Origin of the sequence: Saccharothrix syringae, from assembly GCF_009498035.1 — a bacterium.
GTDB lineage: Bacteria > Actinomycetota > Actinomycetes > Mycobacteriales > Pseudonocardiaceae > Actinosynnema > Actinosynnema syringae.
Genome location: NZ_CP034550.1, coordinates 9,047,361 through 9,063,195, shown reverse-complemented (window position 1 = coordinate 9,063,195; position 15,835 = coordinate 9,047,361). Strand labels below are relative to the sequence as shown.

The 15,835-nt window shown below is 75.4% G+C and carries 20 protein-coding genes; 6 read left to right on the top strand and 14 right to left on the bottom strand.

Annotated features, from left to right (window positions below; translation table 11 throughout):
* A complete protein-coding gene (locus EKG83_RS37805; RefSeq protein WP_033430558.1) occupies positions 1-657 on the bottom strand; it encodes an RES family NAD+ phosphorylase in 657 nt (218 codons plus the stop codon).
* 28 nt (positions 658-685) lie between these two features.
* Positions 686-1,270 (bottom strand): hypothetical protein, encoded by a 585-nt coding sequence (locus EKG83_RS37800; RefSeq protein ID WP_033430557.1) that lies wholly within the window; start codon positions 1,268-1,270, stop codon positions 686-688.
* Between the two features lie 180 nt (positions 1,271-1,450).
* Here EKG83_RS37800 and EKG83_RS37795 point away from each other — a divergent pair, with 180 nt between their 5' ends.
* A complete protein-coding gene (locus EKG83_RS37795) occupies positions 1,451-2,590 on the top strand; it encodes a glycosyltransferase 87 family protein (protein ID WP_051765518.1) in 1,140 nt (379 codons plus the stop codon).
* On the opposite strand, the gene EKG83_RS37790 is transcribed toward EKG83_RS37795, so the two are convergent.
* The 4 genes from EKG83_RS37790 to EKG83_RS37775 form a co-directional block, all read right to left on the bottom strand.
* Positions 2,574-3,401: a hypothetical protein gene (locus EKG83_RS37790; RefSeq protein WP_033430556.1), complete on the bottom strand. Its 828-nt coding sequence runs from the start codon at positions 3,399-3,401 to the stop codon at positions 2,574-2,576. The genes EKG83_RS37795 and EKG83_RS37790 overlap by 17 nt on opposite strands.
* Positions 3,402-3,784: 383 nt before the next feature.
* The gene (locus EKG83_RS37785) at positions 3,785-4,087 is read right to left on the bottom strand and encodes a type VII secretion target (RefSeq protein WP_033435306.1); all 303 of its coding nucleotides are present in this window, start codon (positions 4,085-4,087) and stop codon (positions 3,785-3,787) included.
* A 21-nt stretch (positions 4,088-4,108) separates the two neighbouring features.
* A complete protein-coding gene (locus EKG83_RS37780) occupies positions 4,109-4,666 on the bottom strand; it encodes a YbaB/EbfC family nucleoid-associated protein (protein WP_033435305.1) in 558 nt (185 codons plus the stop codon).
* Between the two features lie 104 nt (positions 4,667-4,770).
* The gene (locus tag EKG83_RS37775) at positions 4,771-5,145 is read right to left on the bottom strand and encodes an FKBP-type peptidyl-prolyl cis-trans isomerase (protein ID WP_033435304.1); all 375 of its coding nucleotides are present in this window, start codon (positions 5,143-5,145) and stop codon (positions 4,771-4,773) included.
* Between the two features lie 137 nt (positions 5,146-5,282).
* On the opposite strand from EKG83_RS37775, the gene EKG83_RS37770 reads away from it, so the two are divergent.
* On the top strand, positions 5,283-7,187 hold the full coding sequence (locus EKG83_RS37770; RefSeq protein WP_051766930.1) for a beta-propeller domain-containing protein: 1,905 nt from the start codon (positions 5,283-5,285) through the stop codon (positions 7,185-7,187).
* On the opposite strand, the gene EKG83_RS37765 is transcribed toward EKG83_RS37770, so the two are convergent.
* On the bottom strand, positions 7,160-7,939 hold the full coding sequence (locus tag EKG83_RS37765) for an EI24 domain-containing protein (protein ID WP_322746618.1): 780 nt from the start codon (positions 7,937-7,939) through the stop codon (positions 7,160-7,162). The genes EKG83_RS37770 and EKG83_RS37765 overlap by 28 nt on opposite strands.
* Before the next feature lie 135 nt (positions 7,940-8,074).
* Between EKG83_RS37765 and EKG83_RS37760 the strand changes: the two genes are divergently transcribed.
* Together EKG83_RS37760 and EKG83_RS37755 are read left to right on the top strand one after the other, a co-directional pair.
* The gene (locus EKG83_RS37760; RefSeq protein ID WP_033435303.1) at positions 8,075-9,406 is read left to right on the top strand and encodes a helix-turn-helix domain-containing protein; all 1,332 of its coding nucleotides are present in this window, start codon (positions 8,075-8,077) and stop codon (positions 9,404-9,406) included.
* Between the two features lie 148 nt (positions 9,407-9,554).
* On the top strand, positions 9,555-9,791 hold the full coding sequence (locus EKG83_RS37755; protein ID WP_033435302.1) for a hypothetical protein: 237 nt from the start codon (positions 9,555-9,557) through the stop codon (positions 9,789-9,791).
* Positions 9,792-9,847: 56 nt separating this feature from the next.
* Here EKG83_RS37755 and EKG83_RS37750 read toward each other — a convergent pair whose 3' ends face one another.
* From EKG83_RS37750 to EKG83_RS37730, 5 genes are all read right to left on the bottom strand, one after another.
* Positions 9,848-10,030, bottom strand: coding sequence for a hypothetical protein (locus EKG83_RS37750; RefSeq protein ID WP_033435301.1), 183 nt, complete (start codon positions 10,028-10,030; stop codon positions 9,848-9,850).
* A gap of 251 nt (positions 10,031-10,281) precedes the next feature.
* Complete coding sequence (locus tag EKG83_RS37745) at positions 10,282-10,725, bottom strand: DUF309 domain-containing protein (protein WP_033435300.1); 444 nt, start codon at positions 10,723-10,725, stop codon at positions 10,282-10,284.
* 32 nt (positions 10,726-10,757) lie between these two features.
* Positions 10,758-11,168 carry a VOC family protein gene (locus EKG83_RS37740; protein WP_033435299.1) on the bottom strand — a complete coding sequence of 137 codons (411 nt, stop codon included), beginning with the start codon at positions 11,166-11,168 and terminating at the stop codon, positions 10,758-10,760.
* A gap of 22 nt (positions 11,169-11,190) precedes the next feature.
* The gene (locus EKG83_RS37735; protein ID WP_051766934.1) at positions 11,191-11,553 is read right to left on the bottom strand and encodes a helix-turn-helix transcriptional regulator; all 363 of its coding nucleotides are present in this window, start codon (positions 11,551-11,553) and stop codon (positions 11,191-11,193) included.
* Between the two features lie 81 nt (positions 11,554-11,634).
* Positions 11,635-12,324: a hypothetical protein gene (locus EKG83_RS37730; protein WP_033435297.1), complete on the bottom strand. Its 690-nt coding sequence runs from the start codon at positions 12,322-12,324 to the stop codon at positions 11,635-11,637.
* Between the two features lie 147 nt (positions 12,325-12,471).
* Between EKG83_RS37730 and EKG83_RS37725 the strand changes: the two genes are divergently transcribed.
* Positions 12,472-13,755, top strand: coding sequence for a choice-of-anchor A family protein (locus tag EKG83_RS37725; RefSeq protein WP_033435296.1), 1,284 nt, complete (start codon positions 12,472-12,474; stop codon positions 13,753-13,755).
* Here the strand turns inward: EKG83_RS37725 and EKG83_RS37720 are convergent.
* The gene (locus tag EKG83_RS37720) at positions 13,742-14,533 is read right to left on the bottom strand and encodes an SDR family NAD(P)-dependent oxidoreductase (RefSeq protein WP_033435295.1); all 792 of its coding nucleotides are present in this window, start codon (positions 14,531-14,533) and stop codon (positions 13,742-13,744) included. The two genes, EKG83_RS37725 and EKG83_RS37720, sit on opposite strands and share 14 nt — an antisense overlap.
* A 48-nt stretch (positions 14,534-14,581) precedes the next feature.
* On the opposite strand from EKG83_RS37720, the gene EKG83_RS37715 reads away from it, so the two are divergent.
* Complete coding sequence (locus EKG83_RS37715; RefSeq protein ID WP_033435294.1) at positions 14,582-14,968, top strand: winged helix-turn-helix transcriptional regulator; 387 nt, start codon at positions 14,582-14,584, stop codon at positions 14,966-14,968.
* A 61-nt stretch (positions 14,969-15,029) separates the two neighbouring features.
* Here the strand turns inward: EKG83_RS37715 and EKG83_RS37710 are convergent, their stop codons facing one another.
* Positions 15,030-15,683 (bottom strand): S1 family peptidase, encoded by a 654-nt coding sequence (locus EKG83_RS37710; protein WP_211269294.1) that lies wholly within the window; start codon positions 15,681-15,683, stop codon positions 15,030-15,032.
* Positions 15,684-15,835: the final 152 nt, after the last annotated feature.

Below are 15,835 nucleotides of genomic sequence, written 5' to 3'. Positions count from 1 at the left end.
TCACCCCAGCAGGGTGTAGTTCAGCTCGTCGCACACCCGTGCCAGGGGCAGGTCGAGCCCGGGGTGCTCCAGCGGCAGCAGCACGTCCGGCGAGGCGGGCAGGCCGGTGCCGCCCGGCGGGTCCCACAGGCACACCGCGGGCGCGCCGGAGTCCATCGACGACCGGTACCACAGCCCGTCCAGCTCGGGGTGCGCCGCCCGGATCGCCCGCGCCCACTGCTGGGTCAGGTGCTTGGGCCCGGAGCTGATCTCCTGCGAGGCGCCGACCCGCGTCGGCCACAGGCCCGCCAGGTCGAGCAGCCGCAGGGTGCGCCGGGGGCGCAGCACCACCAGGAACGGGCTGCGCGTGCGCCGGTCCACCACCGAGGTCGCCTGGAACACCTCGGCCACGGACGTGCGCACGGACAGGCCGAAGTACAGCACCCCCTGGTCGTGGGCGTGGGTGAGCGAGCCGTCCGGGGAGGGCGGCTGGGTGTCGAAGCGCGCGTGCGGCAGCGGGCCGGTGTAGCGGAAGCTGTTCCAGCGCTGCGGGTGCAGGCCCTTGGCGGCGAAGACGCGCACCAGGCGCGTGGCGCGGTGCACCGCCACCACGTCCTCGGTGCGCCGCAGGCTCGCCTGGAGCACAGCCGGGGAGGGCGGCTGGGGGAGCCGTGACATCAGCGTCCAGTGGTCTCGGGGGCGAGGGTCACGCGGGCGTGCCCAGCTGCGCGGCCAGCGCCGCCACCCGGCGCGGGTCACCGCCCGCCAGCAGCCACGCGCGCGGCGTGGTGGGGTAGCCGTCGACCTGCAGGTCCTCCTGCTCGCCGGTCATGAACCCCGCCACCACCAGCGGCGGCTGGTCCTCGGGCACGGCGGCCAGCACGACCTCCAGGCCGGGCAGCACGCCCGCGCCCGCGAACTGCCACGCGGGCAGCCGCCAGCTGCCCCGGTCCTTCCAGCCGACCAGCCGGCCCACGCCGAGCCGGTGCCGGACGCGGCTGGTGTCCACGCCGAGCTGGCGGGCCGCCTCGGCCACGGTCAGCGCCGAGTCCCGCAGCACGGCGTGCACGACCACGGTCCGCGCGCGCGCCTGGTCGTCGGCGACGCGGTGCGGGCTCAGGTCGAGGCCGACGTCCGCCAGCGCGTCGCGCTGGTCGGGCGGGAAGTAGCTCGCCGGGTCGGGGTGCGGGGGTGCGAGCCGCCTGGCCGCGTCGACGACGAGGGAGAGGAAGTCGTCGGGGGTGACCTGCAGACCCGCCTTCGCCAAGGCCGACTCCAGAGCGAGATTCATGCGCACAGGGTATCCCGCACGTGCGCTTGTGTGCGCACAGATAACTCGAATGTACGAGTCCGTGAACGCTCCGCACACAACTTGCAACTCTACGTGAAAAACCGAGGTGGACCACGGTGACCTGGAACTCACCTCCCCGCCGGCTACGATGCCGCGGACGAGGACATCGGGGGTGTTCAGGTGGCGGTACCCGTTCGCACGGACAAGCGGGTCGTGGGCGTGTGGATCGCGGTGATGGTCGCCGCGCTCGTCGTGGTGCTGTTCCGCGCCGCGCGCGACTTCGGCCTGATCGACCTGCGGGTCTACCGCGTCGGCGGGCGGGCGTGGCTGGAGGGCGTGCGCCTGTACGCCGAGGGCTTCCCCAAGCCGCTGGAGGGCCCCGCGCTCCCGTTCACCTACCCGCCCGTGGCCGCGTTCCTGTTCAGCGCGCTGGCGGTGGTGCCGTGGACGGCGGCCGTGCTGGTGTGGACCGGCCTGGGGCTGGCGCTGCTCACCGCGGTGTGCCTGGCCACCGCCCGCGAGGTCCACGGCGCCGGTCAGCGGGCCGTGCTGGTCGGGCTCGGCGCGGCCGCGGCGTCGCTGCTGCTCGAACCGGTCCGGGAGACCCTGGACTTCGGCCAGATCAACCTGGTCCTCATGGGCCTGGTCGCGCTCGACTGCCTGTTGCCGAGGACGAGGTGGCCGCGCGGCCTGCTCATCGGCTTCGCCGCCGCCGTCAAGCTGACGCCCGCGATCTTCGTGCTGTTCTTCCTGGCCCGGCGGCAGGTCGGGCCCGTGGTCACCGCGATCGCCTCGTTCACCGGCTTCGGCCTGGTCGGCCTCGCGGTCGCGCCCACCGACACCCGGCAGTACTGGCTGGAGGCGCTGCTCGACCCGGCCCGCGTCGGCGGCCTCGCCTACGCGGGCAACCAGTCGCTGCGCGGCGTGGTGCACCGGCTCGGCCTGACCGGGTTCGCCGAGACCGCGGTGTGGGGCCTGCTCAGCCTGGGCGTGGTGGTGCTGGTGTGGCTGGCCGTGGCGCGCGCCGGCGACGACCGGGTCGCCGCGCTGCTCGCCGTCGCCGTGGGCGGGCTGCTGGTCTCGCCGGTGTCCTGGTCGCACCACTGGGTGTGGGTGGTGCCCGGCCTGGTCTACCTCGCGCACCGCGCGAAACCGTGGGCCGGGCTGCTCGCGCTGCTGTTCCTGCTCGGGCCCATGTGGTGGTTCCCCCGCGAGAAGGACCTGGAGCTGGGCTGGAGCTGGTGGCAGCAGGTCGTCGGCAACGCCTACGTGTGGGCGGGCCTGGCCGCGCTGGTGGTGCTGGTCAGGCGCCGCCGGTGATCAGCGCGACCGCGCGGTCGCGGGTCGCCTCGTCCACCTCGCCCAGCCGGAACCCGCGCGAGACGATGTGCTCGACCAGCGCCGGCTCCGGCGGGAGGCCGTGCTTGCGCAGGTAGTGCGGCACCGCGCCGGCCCAGATCCAGGTGCCGTCGGTGCGGAAGTTCAGCGGCACGTCCTGCCCGCCGACGAACTCGTCCACGTCGAGGTTCCGCGCGGCCAGCACCACGGGCGCGGCCTCCAGGTAGGTCAGCAGCGCCTCGCCGAGCTGCGGGTCGATCGCCTGCCGGTTCACCACCGGGCGCCCGGCCTCGTCGCGGCCGTCGTAGACGTGCGCGGTGCGCAGCTCGCCCGGCGCGGACGGCCGGGGCAGCGGCGGCAGGCCGACCCGCTGCCGCAGCCAGTCCGGGATGCGCTCGTCGTGCCGGGGGAAGGTGCGCAGCTCGTCCTGGAAGCCGATCACCGGCGGCGCGTTGCGCCAGCGCGGCTCGTCGTCGGCGTTGAAGTCGACCGAGAACGCCGCCGGCGCCTCGATCTCGTAGACCGCGCTCAGCCACGTGCCCCGGTCCGGCTGGTGCATGCCGGCGCGCAGCCGGCCGAACAGCTGCACCACCTCCATCGGCGGGCGCACGGGCCGCCACTGGCCGTCCGGGCCGGTGAACGCCAGGTCCACCTCGATGTGCCGCCCGGCCGCGCGGTACTCGGCGCGCACCCGGTGCCAGCCCTGCGGCAGGGCGGGGAGCATGGCGCGGCCGATCTGCTTGACGAGCCGGGTCTGCTCCTCTTCGGACAGCGGTGTGGCTGGCTGGCTCATGCGAAGAACACCCTCTCGGCTCCCCCCTGACGCGGCGCACCGATCTTAACGGCCGCGACACGCGCCCGTGGGCCGGTCGGGCGAGGATCCGCCGGGTGGCCGCGTCCGGTGGGCGCCGGACCGCGAGGCGGGCCGCCGTCCGAAGAGGACGCGGGGGGGGCGGAGCGGGCGCAGGGGCAAAGCGGCGGGCAAAGCGCGGGGCGGGGCGGGGCGGAGCGGGCGCAGGGGCAAAGCGGCGGGCAAAGCGCGGGGCGGGGCGGGGCGGAGCGGGCGCAGGGGCAAAGCGGCGGGCAAAGCGCGGGGCGGGGCGGGGCGGGGCGGGCAGGGCCGGAGCGGGGCCACACCGGGGCCACACCAGGGCAGGCCCGGACCGGCACCGCCCGTCAGTCGCCGGACTTGAAGCTGTCCCGGACGGCGTCCTCCATCTCGCGGTACTGGTCCACGGTGTTCTTGACGGCCTTCTCGGCCGCCTCCATGGCCTCCACCGCGCCCTGCAGCGCGTCCATCCCCCACTGCTCGACCGGGTCGAGCATCATCCGGAACGGCTGGCAGATGATCCCGTACGCGTCGGTCGGCATGCTGACCGTCCGCGCCGCGTCCACCGCCCCCTGGAGGCGGCCGCCGAGGTCGGCCAGCCGCTTGCCGTGCGCCTCCAGCGTCTCCGCGACGATCTCGAAGCCCGCCATGTCATCCCCCTTGGGAACCGGTCACGAGAGGTAGGAATCGCTGCCGAAGTCGTCGTCGTCCTGCGCGTGCCTCGGCCGGCGCGGCGCGGACGGTGGCGTGCCCGGTGGCGCCGCGAACGGGGGACCGGGCCTGCGCGGCGGCGGCGCCTCCTCGTCCTCGATGCCGAACCGCAGCTCGCGGTGGACCGGGGGCGGCGGCGCGTCGTCGGCGGGCGGGTCCGGGAAGTTGCGCCTGGCCTCCTGGAGCAGCACGTTGGCCGTCTCGTCGCCGGTGCCGATGGTCTCGGCCATCACCTGCTGCAACAGCTCCGGGATGCGCGACTGCGCGCGTTGCAGCGTCCGCATCACCTCGGCCGACACCTCGGCCATCCGCTTGTCCCGCGCGGACTCGGCGATCTCCAGGTTCGTCAGGATGCCGTTCGACCCGATGGTGAGCCGCACCGAGCCGTCGCGCGAGGACTCCGTGATGGACATGCCCTGCACGCGGCCGGCCATCGCCTGGTAGCGCTGGGCCTTCTGCTCGATGCTCTGCTGCCACTGGCCGAGCATCCGCTCGGACGCGCCGATGTCCTCGGGCACGGCGACTTCCCCCTAGGTCGTTTCCTGCCAGGATGACGCACCGGTGAACGGCCCGGTTCCGCATCCGGCGCAAATGCTCCGGACGGCGCAACCGGGCCGGTGACCTAGTTCACCCCGAGCAGGTCCACCACGAAGATCAGCGTCTCGCCGGGCTTGATCACGCCGCCCGCGCCGCGGTCGCCGTAGCCCAGGTGGGCCGGGATGACGAGCTTGCGCCGGCCGCCCACCTTCATGCCCTGCACGCCGCGGTCCCACCCGGTGATGACCCGACCCGCCCCCAGCGGGAAGGTGAACTGCTCGCCGCGGTCCCAGGAGGCGTCGAACTGCTCACCGGTCGAGTGCGCCACGCCGACGTAGTGCACGTGCACGAGCTGACCGGGCGCCGCCTCGGGGCCGTCGCCGACGGTGATGTCCTCGATCACCAGGTCGGCGGGCGCCGGGCCCTCGTACGGCTCGACCACGGGCTTGCTCGGTGCCATTGTCGTTCTCCCTGCGTGTTCGCGCCGCCCCCGGCCGGAGGCGGTCGCGACCTACTCAACCACGTCGGCCGCGCCCGGGCCGCGCGGCCCGGGCGCCGGCGCGCAACCGTTCCGCCACCCCGTCACGTCCTGTCGGCATGACGCGAAGGTCGTGGGGTGCGCGGGCGGCGCTGCTCGGCGGTGCCGCCCTGGTGGTGGGGGTGAGCGCGGCCTCCGCCGGGCCCGCCGCGGAGCAGGCCGGGCCGGACCTGCCGCCGCCGGCGGCGGTGCCGGTCGACCTGGTGGCGTTCGACACGTGCGACGCGGCGCTGGCCGACCTGCGCCGCGCGGTCGGGCCGTACGTCGGCCCCTACGGCCTGGGCGGCTGGGGCTTCGCCGCCAAGGCCGACGGGCGGGTGCAGGCCGACAGCCGCGCCGGCGCCGTGCCGCCGGGCGCCCCCGCCCGCGAGGAGGACGGGGCCGAGCACTCGCGCACCAACGCGCACGAGGCGGGCGTGGACGAGCCGGACCTGGTCAAGACCGACGGCCGGCGGGTCGTCACGGTGGTCGACGGCAGGCTGCGCGTGCTCGACGCGGCCGGCGGGCGGCTCACCGCCACCCTCGACGTGCCCGAGGGCCAAGCCTCCCAGCTGCTGCTGCACGGCGACCGGGCGCTCGTGGTGGGCTCCGGGGCCGTGGCCGACTCCCGCCCCGACGCGCCGTCCGGGCAGGGCTCGTCGATCACCCTGGTCGACCTCGCCGGCGAACCCCGCGTGCTCGGCACGCTGACCGTCACCGGCCGGTTCGTCGACGCCCGGCAGGTCGGCGACGTGGTGCGCGTGGTCGTGCACTCCGCGCCCCGGCTGCCCTGGGCGTACCCGCAGGAGGACGGGGGACCGGCGCGGGCGCTGGCCGAGAACCGGGAGCTGGTGGCCCGCGCGCCGATCGGGGAGTGGCTGCCGCGCTACGAGCTGACCGGCGCCGACGGCGCCCGCACCGAGGGCCCGCTGGTGGCCTGCGACCGGATCAGCCACCCGGTGGGTCGCCCGGCCACGTCCATGCTGTCGGTGCTCACCTTCGACTTCCCGGGCGAGCTGGGCACCGGCGACGCGGTCACGATCCTGGCCGACGGCGACACCGTCTACGGCACCGGCACCTCCCTCTACGTCGCCGACGACCACCGGCTGCTGCCGCGGACCCGCGCGCCCCGCGCCGGGCAGCCGACCACCGCGATCCACCAGTTCGACGTCTCCCGGCCCGGCCCGCCCGCGCACGTGGCGTCCGGCGAGGTGCCCGGGGCGCTGCTCAACCAGTACGCGCTGTCCGAGCACGACGGCCACCTGCGGGTGGCCACCACGACCGCCGACGCGGCCGGCGCCCCGGAGGACGCGCCCGCCACGCAGGGCGTGGTGACCGTGCTCCGGCGCGACGGCACCCGGCTGGTGCGGGTGGGCGGGCTCGACGGCCTGGGCGTGGGCGAGCGCATCCACGGCGTCCGGTTCGCGGGCCCGGTGGGCTACGTGGTGACGTTCCGGCAGACCGACCCGCTCTACACCCTCGACCTGTCCGACCCGACCGCGCCGCGCGCCGTCGGCGAGCTGAAGGTCACCGGCTACTCGGCGTACCTGCACCCGGCGGGCGACGGGCGGCTCATCGGCGTCGGCCAGGAGGCCACCGGGCAGGGGCGGGTCACCGGCACGCAGGTCTCGCTGTTCGACGTGTCGAACCCGGCCGCGCCCACCAAGGTCGCCGGTTACCACCTGCCGGGGGCCGGCTCCGAGGTCGAGTTCGACCCGCACGCCTTCTTGTTCTGGCAGGACCTGGTGGTGGTGCCGGTCGTGACCCCAGACCGGGCCGGCGGTTCCTCCGGTGCGCTGGTGCTGCGGCTCGGCGCCACCGGGTTCACCGAGCTGGGCACGGTCCGGCACGACGGCGCCGGCTACGACCCGGGCCCGCGGCGGGCGCTGGTCGTCGGCGACGAGCTGTGGACGGTGTCCGCGGCGGGCGTGCGGGTCGGCGCGCTCGCCGACCTGGCTCAGCGGGCCTGGGTGCCGTTCGACTGAGGGTCGTGCAGCAGGCGGTGGGCCAGCACGGTGCCGCCCGCCATCGCCGCCGGCAGCACCACCAGCGCGGCCAGCGGGACCAGGCACAGCAGGTAGGCGGGCACGGCGAAGCCGAGCGTGACCGCCCGCCTGCCGCGCAGCACCCGCCTGCGCACCTTCAGGTCCAGGCCGCGGCGGGTGAACGGGATGGCGGTCAGCTCGATGCCCAGCAGCGAGGCGTTCACGCACACCGCGACCACCGGGACCACGGTCTGCCCGACCACCGGGATGAACCCGGCCGCGAACAGCGGGATCGCGCACAGCACGGCGAGCCCGACCAGCAGCACCGCGTCCCGCGCGCCCACCGCGGCCGACCGCAGCCACGACACGCGCTCCGCCTCGGGCACGCCGCCCAGGTGCTCGTCCTCGACGGTCTCCGCGATGTGCTCGTAGAACGGGCCGCCGATGATCAGCGTGATGGCGGTGAACAGCAGCAGCCCGACCGCGACGAACGCGCCGATGACGCCGAACCCGGCGGCGAACCGGGTCACCGACCGCGCGGTCGGTGACCAGTCGTCGGCGAACGGGGTGATCCAGCGGGCGATCTCGTCGATCCACACCGCGAGCCCCACCAGGCCGCCGACCAGCAGCGCCGTGGTGATCAGCGCCGGCACCGCGCCGACGAGCAGCAGCTTCGGGGACCGGAACACCAGCGAGAACCCCTGGCCGAACAAGCCCACACCGGTCGAGAAGTCCCGCAGCACCCTGATCACGGCCGGGAGCATAGCCGCGCCGGGGTGCCGGCCGGGGAACCGCGCGGGCCGAGGGGCCCCAGACCCCACAACGGCGGTGTTCCCGCTCCGGGGGTGGTGCCAGGATTCGGGAGCCGCCGTGGGGAGGGGGTTGACATGCCAGACGACCGCAACGACCCGCCCGCCCGGCGTCCCGCCTCGGTGTTCACCACCGGACCGCTGCCGCCGCTGCCGCCGTCGCTGTGGGAAGGCCGCGAGGTCCGCGAGGCGGTCCGCAACCAGTCACCGGGTGCCGTGGTCGCGGTGGCCCGCCGCGCGCACGGCCTGCGCCAGGACGAGCTGGGCGCGCTCGCCGGGTTCTCCCAGTCGGCCATCTCCCGGCTGGAGTCGGGCAGCAACATCGCCTACGACGTGCGCGTGCTGCGCCCGCTGCAACGCCTGCTCGGCATCCCGGCCCACCTGCTCGGCCTGGCCGAGGAGACCGTGCCGGTGGAGGCGCGGCGCCTGCGGCGGTCGGTGCCCGGCTTCCCCGACGGCGTCGACGGGCTGGTCGGCGTGGACGTCGACGCCCTGATGGCGCTGACCCGGGCGGCCGTGTTCGACAGCGGCCCCGGCGGTCCGGTGAACCCCGACGCGATGAGCAGGCTGATGGTGCTGCGCCGCGTCCTCAACGAGGCGCACGACCGGCGCGGGTCCAGCCCGCTGATGCCGACCGTCCGCGCCATGTACGAGTTCGTCGACGCGCTGCGCCGCTCGGCGCGCGGCGAGCAGCGCCGCGAGCTGCTGGGCATCGCCGCCACCTACGCGGAGTTCTTCGGCTGGCTGCACGAGGAGAGCGACGACCCGCGCGGCGCGCGGCGGTGGACGGTGCGGGCCCTGGAGCAGGGGCAGGCCGCCGACGACCGGGACGTGGTCGCCTACGCCTACGTGCGGATGTCCCGGCTGGCCGAGGCCGACGGCGACGTGGACCGCGTGCTCGGCCTGGCCCGCGCCGCGTCCCGCGAACCGGACCTGAGCCCCGTGGTGCGGGCCATCGCGCTGGGCCAGGAGGCCCGCGGCCTGGCCCTGGCGGGCGACCAGGCGTGCATGGACCGCCTCGACCGCGCCGCCGCCGAGTACGCGCGGGGCGAGGCGCCCACCGGGGACGAGTACCGGATCGGCTACTGCTTCACCGCCGACCACATCGAGGTCGAGCGCGCGGCCTGCTGGCTGGAGCTGGGCGAACCGGGCCGCGCCATCCGCGTCTACGAGGAGGTGCAGCAGCGGCTGTGGCGGCGGATGTGCCTGTGGGAGCAGGGCGTGCACCTGGCCAAGCTCGCCCACGCGCACGCCATGGCGGGCGAGGCCGAGCAGGCCGTGTCGCTGGCCTACGACGCCCTGGACGCCGCCCGCGCCACCCGCTCCGCGCAGGTGCTCCAGGAGCTGGGCCGGCTGGGCCCGTGGGAGGGCGCGCCGGAGGTCGCCGAACTCGCGCGGGGAGTGCGCTGAGGGCGGTATGCGTTTTCCGCATACCGCGGCTCCGATTCGGCATCGACCCTGGGGTGCGCCCGGTCGCGCCGCCCACGATGTGCGGCGTGACCAAGCCGGACGTGATCAACGCGGACCGCACGACCCCACCCGCCGGACCGGTGGCGCCGTGAACGCGTCCCAGCGCGCGCGGGACCCCGTGCTGCTCGTGCGCAGGCGCGACGACGCGGGGGGCGAGCGCGAGCGCAGCTGCCACCTCGTGCCGATGCCGGACGGCACGCTGTCCGCCCTGGTGGCGCTGTGCGGCGAGCGGATCGAGGTCGGCACGGCGGAGCTGCTGCCCGAACCCGAGGGCATGCCGTGCGTCGCCTGCCTGCTGTCGGTGCCGCCGCGCGAGGCGGGTTAGGCGGCGCGACGGGGGCACCCGGTGGAGTGCCCCCGTCGCGGGAGTGCCCGGTGGGGTCAGACGCGGCGGCGGCGGAAGCCGAACGACCGCGCGCCGGCACCCACGCCGGCCATGTGCAGGGCTAGGCAGAGCAGGCCCGCCACCACCAGCGTGCCGCCGTCCAGCACGCCGAGCGAGGCGTTGGCCAGGTCCAGCAGGAGGGCCAACCCGAAGATGACCGCGGCGATGATCGCAAGCACTGGAGCCTCCCGGGATTAGTCGTTGCCCCGGAATTACCCGGCCGCGACCTCGCCGAAGCGGGCATTCGGCCCAATTCCCGGCCCCGGGTGGTCGCCGCGCCACCTCGCCGGACCGGGCGGCAGCCGCGCCACCGCCCTGGCCCGGGTGGTCGCCGCGCCACCGCCCCGGCCCGGGTGGCAGCCGCGCCACCTCGCCGGACCGGGTGGTCACCCCGAACGGCCACTCCGGGACCGCGTCACGACGGCCCGCCCTACCCCCCGGTCAACCGCGGCACGCCGACCCCCGAGGCGGCCCAGGCGACGAGCCCGGCCACGTCCACCCCGTGCGGCGGGTCGTCGCGGAACGGTGCGATGTTGCGCGCCCCGCGGCCGAGCAGGGCCGACGCCCCGGCCGGGTTGCCGCGCGCGGCGTGCGTCAGGCCCACGGCCAGCTGCGCCAGCCCTCGCCACAGCTCGCGCTCCGGCCCGGGCGCGGCCTTCCACGCGTCCTCCAGCACCTCGTGGGCGTGGAACGGGCGCCCGACGTCGAGCAGCCGCTGGGCCTCGGCCAGCGCCTCCGCCGGGGTGCGCGGCACGCCCTCGGGTTGGCGCTCCACCCCCGGCGCGCCGTGGGGCAGCGGGCGGCCGAGCCCGTCGCGCGGTCGCGCGTTGCGGGCCCGGCCCTGCTCGTCGCGGTCACGCGGGCTGGTCGGCACGCCTCGATCGTGTCACGACCCGGCCCGGCGCGTCAGCCGGGCAGCGGCCCGGAGAAGCGCAGGTGGTTGCCCGACGGGTCGCGGAACGCGCAGTCCCGCACCCCGTACGGCTGGTCCACGGGCTCCTGCATGACCTCGGCGCCCGCGGCGCGCAGCTTCTCGAAGGTGGCGTCGCAGTCGTCGACCCGGAAGATCAGCGCGCTGAGCGAGCCCTTGGCCAGCAGCTCCTCGAGGGTGGTCGCGTCGTCCCCGGGACGGCCCGTGCCGGGGTTCTCCAGCACGATCTCCAGCTCCGGCTGGTCGACCGGGCCGACGCTGACCCAGCGGTAGTCCTCCAGCCGCGCGTCGGTGCGGACCTCCAGGCCGAGCACGTCGCGGTAGAAGGCCAGCGCCTCGTCCTGGTCGCGGACGAGCACGAAGGTGTGGGAGAGGGTGAGGTTCATGCGGCGAACCTAGGCCGGTCGGTCACACCGCGGCTTCTCGAAATCTGCTCGGTCTGGTGGCGGTCTTGGCGTAGCAGGCGGGCACCGGGGCCAGCTCCCGGTGCGACCGGGCCCGGTAGGCGCTGGGCGTCTCGCCGACCAGTTCGGTGAAGCGGGTGCTGAAGGAGCCGAGCGAGGTGCAGCCGACCGCCACGCACACCTCGGTGACGGTGAGGTCGCCGCGGCGCAGCAGGGCCTTGGCCCGTTCGATCCGCCTGGTCATCAGGTGGTTGTAGGGGGTTTCGCCGTAGGCCAGCTTGAACTGGCGGGTGAAGTGGGAGGGCGACATGAGCGCGGCGCGCGCCATCGCGGGGACGTCCAGCGGCTTGGCGTACTCGCGGTCCATCAGGTCGCGCGCCCGGCGCAGGTGGGCCAGTTCCTCGGGTCGCACCGCGCCAGCATGGCACGGCGGGCCGTCGCGCGGGGCTCAGCGCGACCCCGCGTCCCAGATCTTCACCCGGGCCTTGTAGGCGTCGCTGTCGGGGTCGAACGCCAGCACGTCCAGGAAGGCGACCCTGCCCTTCGCGGTCGAGGCGCAGAACCGGCTCTCCTCGGTGACGGGCAGGGTTTCGACGCCCTGGGTGGCGATCAGCTCCCGGCACTCGTCCGGGCCCGGTTCGCCCGGGCCGTCCCACCGGGCGACGGTGGGGTCGGTGGTGAGGAACCCGCCGCCCGACCCGTACAGCGTCGCCTCCTCCCGGACGTGGTCGTAGTTGACCCACGCGCTGGCACCGGTGTTGCTCGACAACACCCCGGCGGGCTTGGCGTCGAGGTCGAGGTAGGTCAGGTTGACCGTGCCCGTCCAGCGGACCGCGTCGGCCGCGGGGGTGGAGGTGGCCGGCGGGGTGGGCTCGGTGGTCGGCGCGCCGGAGCTGCCCGCCGTGCCGGTTGACGTGCCCGACGGGGTGGTGGAGAAGGGGTCCAGCACGACGAGCGTCACGGCGGCGGCCGCGGCGAGCGCGAGCACCGTGATCCAGAGGGCCGCGCGGAGCGCCCTGCGCCGGGGCGGGGTGCCGATGTAGAGGTTGCGGACGGACCCGGCCTGCACCGAGTGCCCGGAGACCTCGCCGGACATCGAGTTGTGCGTCGCGGCCCGGTGCTCCTCGTGCTCCCCCATGGGGTCGATTATCCCGACAAGATCGCCCCTGGCGGTGGTGGGAGCGGGAATCCCACCGCGTGGAGCAGCGGCGGCGCGGGTCACCCCCTCGGGCGGTTCCGCCGCTCCCGGCGGGCGCGCGGCCACCGACGGCCACAGCATCGGCGCATGTCGCGCACCCACCCGCTCGGCCTCGCCGCCGCGGCCGCGCTGGTCGCCGCCGCCGCGTTCGTCGGCACCGGGACGGCCGACCCGCTGCCCGGCGGGCTCGGCCCGTGCCTGGGCCCCGCCTGCCCCGACCCGTTCCCGCCGGTCGGCAACGGCGACTTCGCCGGTCGTGACGAGGCCGTCACCATCTTCGTCGGCCGCGACTTCCGGGTGCGCGGCGGCGCGGCCGAGGCCGAGGGCAGGGTGGTGGTCGGCGGGACGTTCGACCAGGCCAAGGAGACCGGTTCGGCGGTCTACAACGTCGGCGTGGTCGGCGCCGGCTCGCGCGTGCCACCGCCCGGGGGCTCGGACTTCCTGGTCACCGGGGGCGCGGTGACCGTCGCGACGGGACAGCGCCTGCTCGCCGACGGCGGCGTGGTGCACCACGCGGGACCGCTGACCGGCCAGGTCACCGGCACCGACCGGCCGGACCCGCGGGCGTTCGCGCCCTACGCCGGGGTGGCCGCCGAGCTGACCGGGGCGTCCCGGTGCTACGCCCGCGCCGCCGCCACCGGCACCGCGGTCAACCAGGGGTACCGGACCCTGTTCACCGGTGACGGCACCTCCGCGTTGCAGGTGTTCACCGTGGACTTCGACCTCACCTCGGGCGGCGGGGCGCAGGGCATCGCGTTCCAGGGCGTGCCGGACGGCGCGACCGTGCTGGTGAACCTGGTGGGCGACGCCCGGTCGATCGCCACCTACAGCGGCGAGCTGACCGACGGCGGTCCGTTCAACGCGCTGCGCGAGCGGCTGCTGTGGAACTTCCCCGACGCCGCGGCGGTCACCCTGGGCGGCAGCGGCCAGTTCCAGGGCAGCGTGCTGGTCGGCAACCCGGACAGCACCACGGTGGTGACCCTGCCCGGCACCGCGGGCCGGTTCTTCACCACCGGCTCACTGGTCCACGGTGGACCGGCCAACAGCGGCCAGGAGTTCCACGCCTACCCGTTCACCGGCGACCTGCCCTCGTGCCGCACCACGACGACCACCACCACCACCACCACGACCGCCGCGCCCACCACGACCCCGACGGCCCCCACCCCGTCGACCCCGAGCCCCACCTCGGAGATCCCCACCTCGGAGATCCCCACCACCGGGCCGGCCCCCGAACCCGGGCCGGCCCCCCGACCCGAGCCCGAACCCGCCGACCTGGCCCACACCGGCACCCCCCTGACCGCGCTGCCCCCGTTGGGCGCCCTGCTGGTCCTGGCGGGCGGGACGACGCTCCTGCTGGTCAGGCGCCGGTGAGCCCGTCCAGCACCCGGTAGAGCCGCGCGGCGGCGTCCCGGTCGAAGTCGGGCCCCGCCAGGTCGAGCGGTTTCCCGGCCCTCGACCCGGTGAGCGGCGCGGCAGGCGGCTCGACCAGGAACCGGCGCACCTGCCCGGCCGCCTCGTCCACCGACCGCCCGAACAGCCGCGCGCCCAGGTCGGTGAGCCTCCCGCCGAGCCCACCGACCTGCCGCCCCAGGCCCGAGTCCACCAGCATCGGGTTGTGCAGCACGTACCGCACCGGGCTGCCGGGGTGCCGGTCGGCGAACCCCGCGCCGAGCAGGTCCGCCGCCCGCGCGCCCTGCATGGCCGCGCGGAACCCGCTGTAGCGCCGGGTGAGCGCCAGGTCGTCCCACTGGATGCCGGCCCCGTGCAGGCCCCCCACCCCGCACACGCTCACCACCACCGGCGCGCCCGACTTCTCCAACCGCGGCAACAGCCGCTCCACCAGCAGGAACCGGCTCACCACGTACAGCGCGAACGTGCGCTCCAGCCCCTCCGCGGTCACCACCCGCCGCCGGTTGAACCACCCCGCGCCCAGCACCAGGTGGTCGACCACCTCGAACCGCCCGGCCAGCTCCTCGGCCACCGCCACCGTGCCCGCCACCGTCGACAGGTCGCCCCGCACGAGCCCCGCGCCCGCCGGGGCGGTCGCCGACCGGCCGACCACCACCACGTCGTGCCCCTCGCGCGCCAGCCGCTCCGCCAGCGCCCTCCCGATCCCGTTGGTGCCGCCCGTGATCACCGCGTTCGCCATAACCTGGAGCCTGCAACGCGCCACGACGACGCAAAAGAAGGCACATCCATGTCACTGGTCCCGGTGCCGGTCACGGCGGACGACCGCGCCGCCTGCCTCGTCGGCGACGTGCTGGGCAGGGTGGGCGACAAGTGGAGCCTGCTGGTGCTGGTCCTGCTCGCCGACCGCCCCCACGGCTTCAACGAGCTCGACCGCGCGGTCCACGACCTGAGCCGCCGCATCCTCACCCGCACGCTGCGGCAGCTCGAACGCGACGGCCTGGTCAGCCGCGAGGTGCGGCCCGGCCGCGCCGCGGGCGTGACCTACGCGCCGACCGACCTCGGCCGCGCCATGCTGGAACTGGTGCTGCCGCTGGGCCGGTGGATCGCGGAGCACGCGGACGAGGTGCGCGCCGCCCGCGAGCGCTACGACCGCTCGGTCCACAAAGGACGATGAGACGGCCCGCTCGCGCGTCCGGGGCGGGCGCGAGCGGGCCGGGTCGGGGAACCGCCGGGCGTCAGACGCCGGCGATCGACTGGATCCAGGAGCGGTACCGCGTCACGTTGGTGTACGCGGTGGTGGTCTGCCGGTCGCTGGTGGAGGCGACGCCGACCTGGGCGCCACCCGCCATCATCGGGCCGCCCGAGTCGCCGCCCGCGGTGATGCCGTTGCCGCGCTGGGCGCAGATCGCTGAGCCGCCGTAGGCGTCGGTGCACCCGCCGGTGACCGTCACGTTGGCGACCTTCAGGTACTGCGACTGGCAGTTGATCTCGGAGCCGCACTGGGACGTGGCGCCCCAGCCGTAGACCTGCACGCTCTGGCCGACCGTGACCGAGCCGGCCGCGCCGAGCCGGGCGTAGGTCCCGGAGACGGAGCGGTCGAGCCGGACCAGCGCGAGGTCGGACGAGTGCGTGTAGGTCTGCGCGCCGTTGGCCACCGTGCCGCCGGAGGTCTGGTCGAGGCTGCCGATGCGGAACGACAGCCCGCCGCCGCTGACGCAGTGCTTCGCGGTCAGGATCCACGTCGGCGCGATGATCGTGGCGCTGCACGTCTGCCTGCCGTTGGAGAACAGCCGCGCCGCCCACGGGGCGTTGCTCGCGTAGCCGCCGCCGATGATGTACGGCGTGGCACCGCCCTCGGCGGCCGGCGCCGCCGAGGCGTTCGGGGCCATGGCGAGCACGGACAGCAGGGCGGCTGCGAGCGCAGGGATCAACCTGGTGATTCGCAAGGTTCCTCGTTTCCGAAGACACGCGATTTCTCGCGCACAGGGTGTCTTTGGTCACGGAATTCGTACCACTCGACCGGGTGAAAAGGGGTATATCG

Bases quoted from the DNA above. Each gene is read 5' to 3' on its own strand.
- EKG83_RS37805 (WP_033430558.1), bottom strand. From the start codon at position 657: ATGTCACGGCTCCCCCAGCCGCCCTCCCCGGCTGTGCTCCAGGCGAGC.
- EKG83_RS37800 (WP_033430557.1), bottom strand. From the start codon at position 1,270: ATGAATCTCGCTCTGGAGTCGGCCTTGGCGAAGGCGGGTCTGCAGGTC.
- EKG83_RS37790 (WP_033430556.1), bottom strand. From the start codon at position 3,401: ATGAGCCAGCCAGCCACACCGCTGTCCGAAGAGGAGCAGACCCGGCTC.
- EKG83_RS37785 (WP_033435306.1), bottom strand. From the start codon at position 4,087: ATGGCGGGCTTCGAGATCGTCGCGGAGACGCTGGAGGCGCACGGCAAG.
- EKG83_RS37775 (WP_033435304.1), bottom strand. From the start codon at position 5,145: ATGGCACCGAGCAAGCCCGTGGTCGAGCCGTACGAGGGCCCGGCGCCC.
- EKG83_RS37770 (WP_051766930.1), top strand. From the start codon at position 5,283: ATGACGCGAAGGTCGTGGGGTGCGCGGGCGGCGCTGCTCGGCGGTGCC.
- EKG83_RS37760 (WP_033435303.1), top strand. From the start codon at position 8,075: ATGCCAGACGACCGCAACGACCCGCCCGCCCGGCGTCCCGCCTCGGTG.
- EKG83_RS37740 (WP_033435299.1), bottom strand. From the start codon at position 11,168: ATGAACCTCACCCTCTCCCACACCTTCGTGCTCGTCCGCGACCAGGAC.
- EKG83_RS37735 (WP_051766934.1), bottom strand. From the start codon at position 11,553: ATGGACCGCGAGTACGCCAAGCCGCTGGACGTCCCCGCGATGGCGCGC.
- EKG83_RS37730 (WP_033435297.1), bottom strand. From the start codon at position 12,324: ATGGGGGAGCACGAGGAGCACCGGGCCGCGACGCACAACTCGATGTCC.
- EKG83_RS37725 (WP_033435296.1), top strand. From the start codon at position 12,472: ATGTCGCGCACCCACCCGCTCGGCCTCGCCGCCGCGGCCGCGCTGGTC.
- EKG83_RS37720 (WP_033435295.1), bottom strand. From the start codon at position 14,533: ATGGCGAACGCGGTGATCACGGGCGGCACCAACGGGATCGGGAGGGCG.
- EKG83_RS37715 (WP_033435294.1), top strand. From the start codon at position 14,582: ATGTCACTGGTCCCGGTGCCGGTCACGGCGGACGACCGCGCCGCCTGC.
- EKG83_RS37710 (WP_211269294.1), bottom strand. From the start codon at position 15,683: ATGGCCCCGAACGCCTCGGCGGCGCCGGCCGCCGAGGGCGGTGCCACG.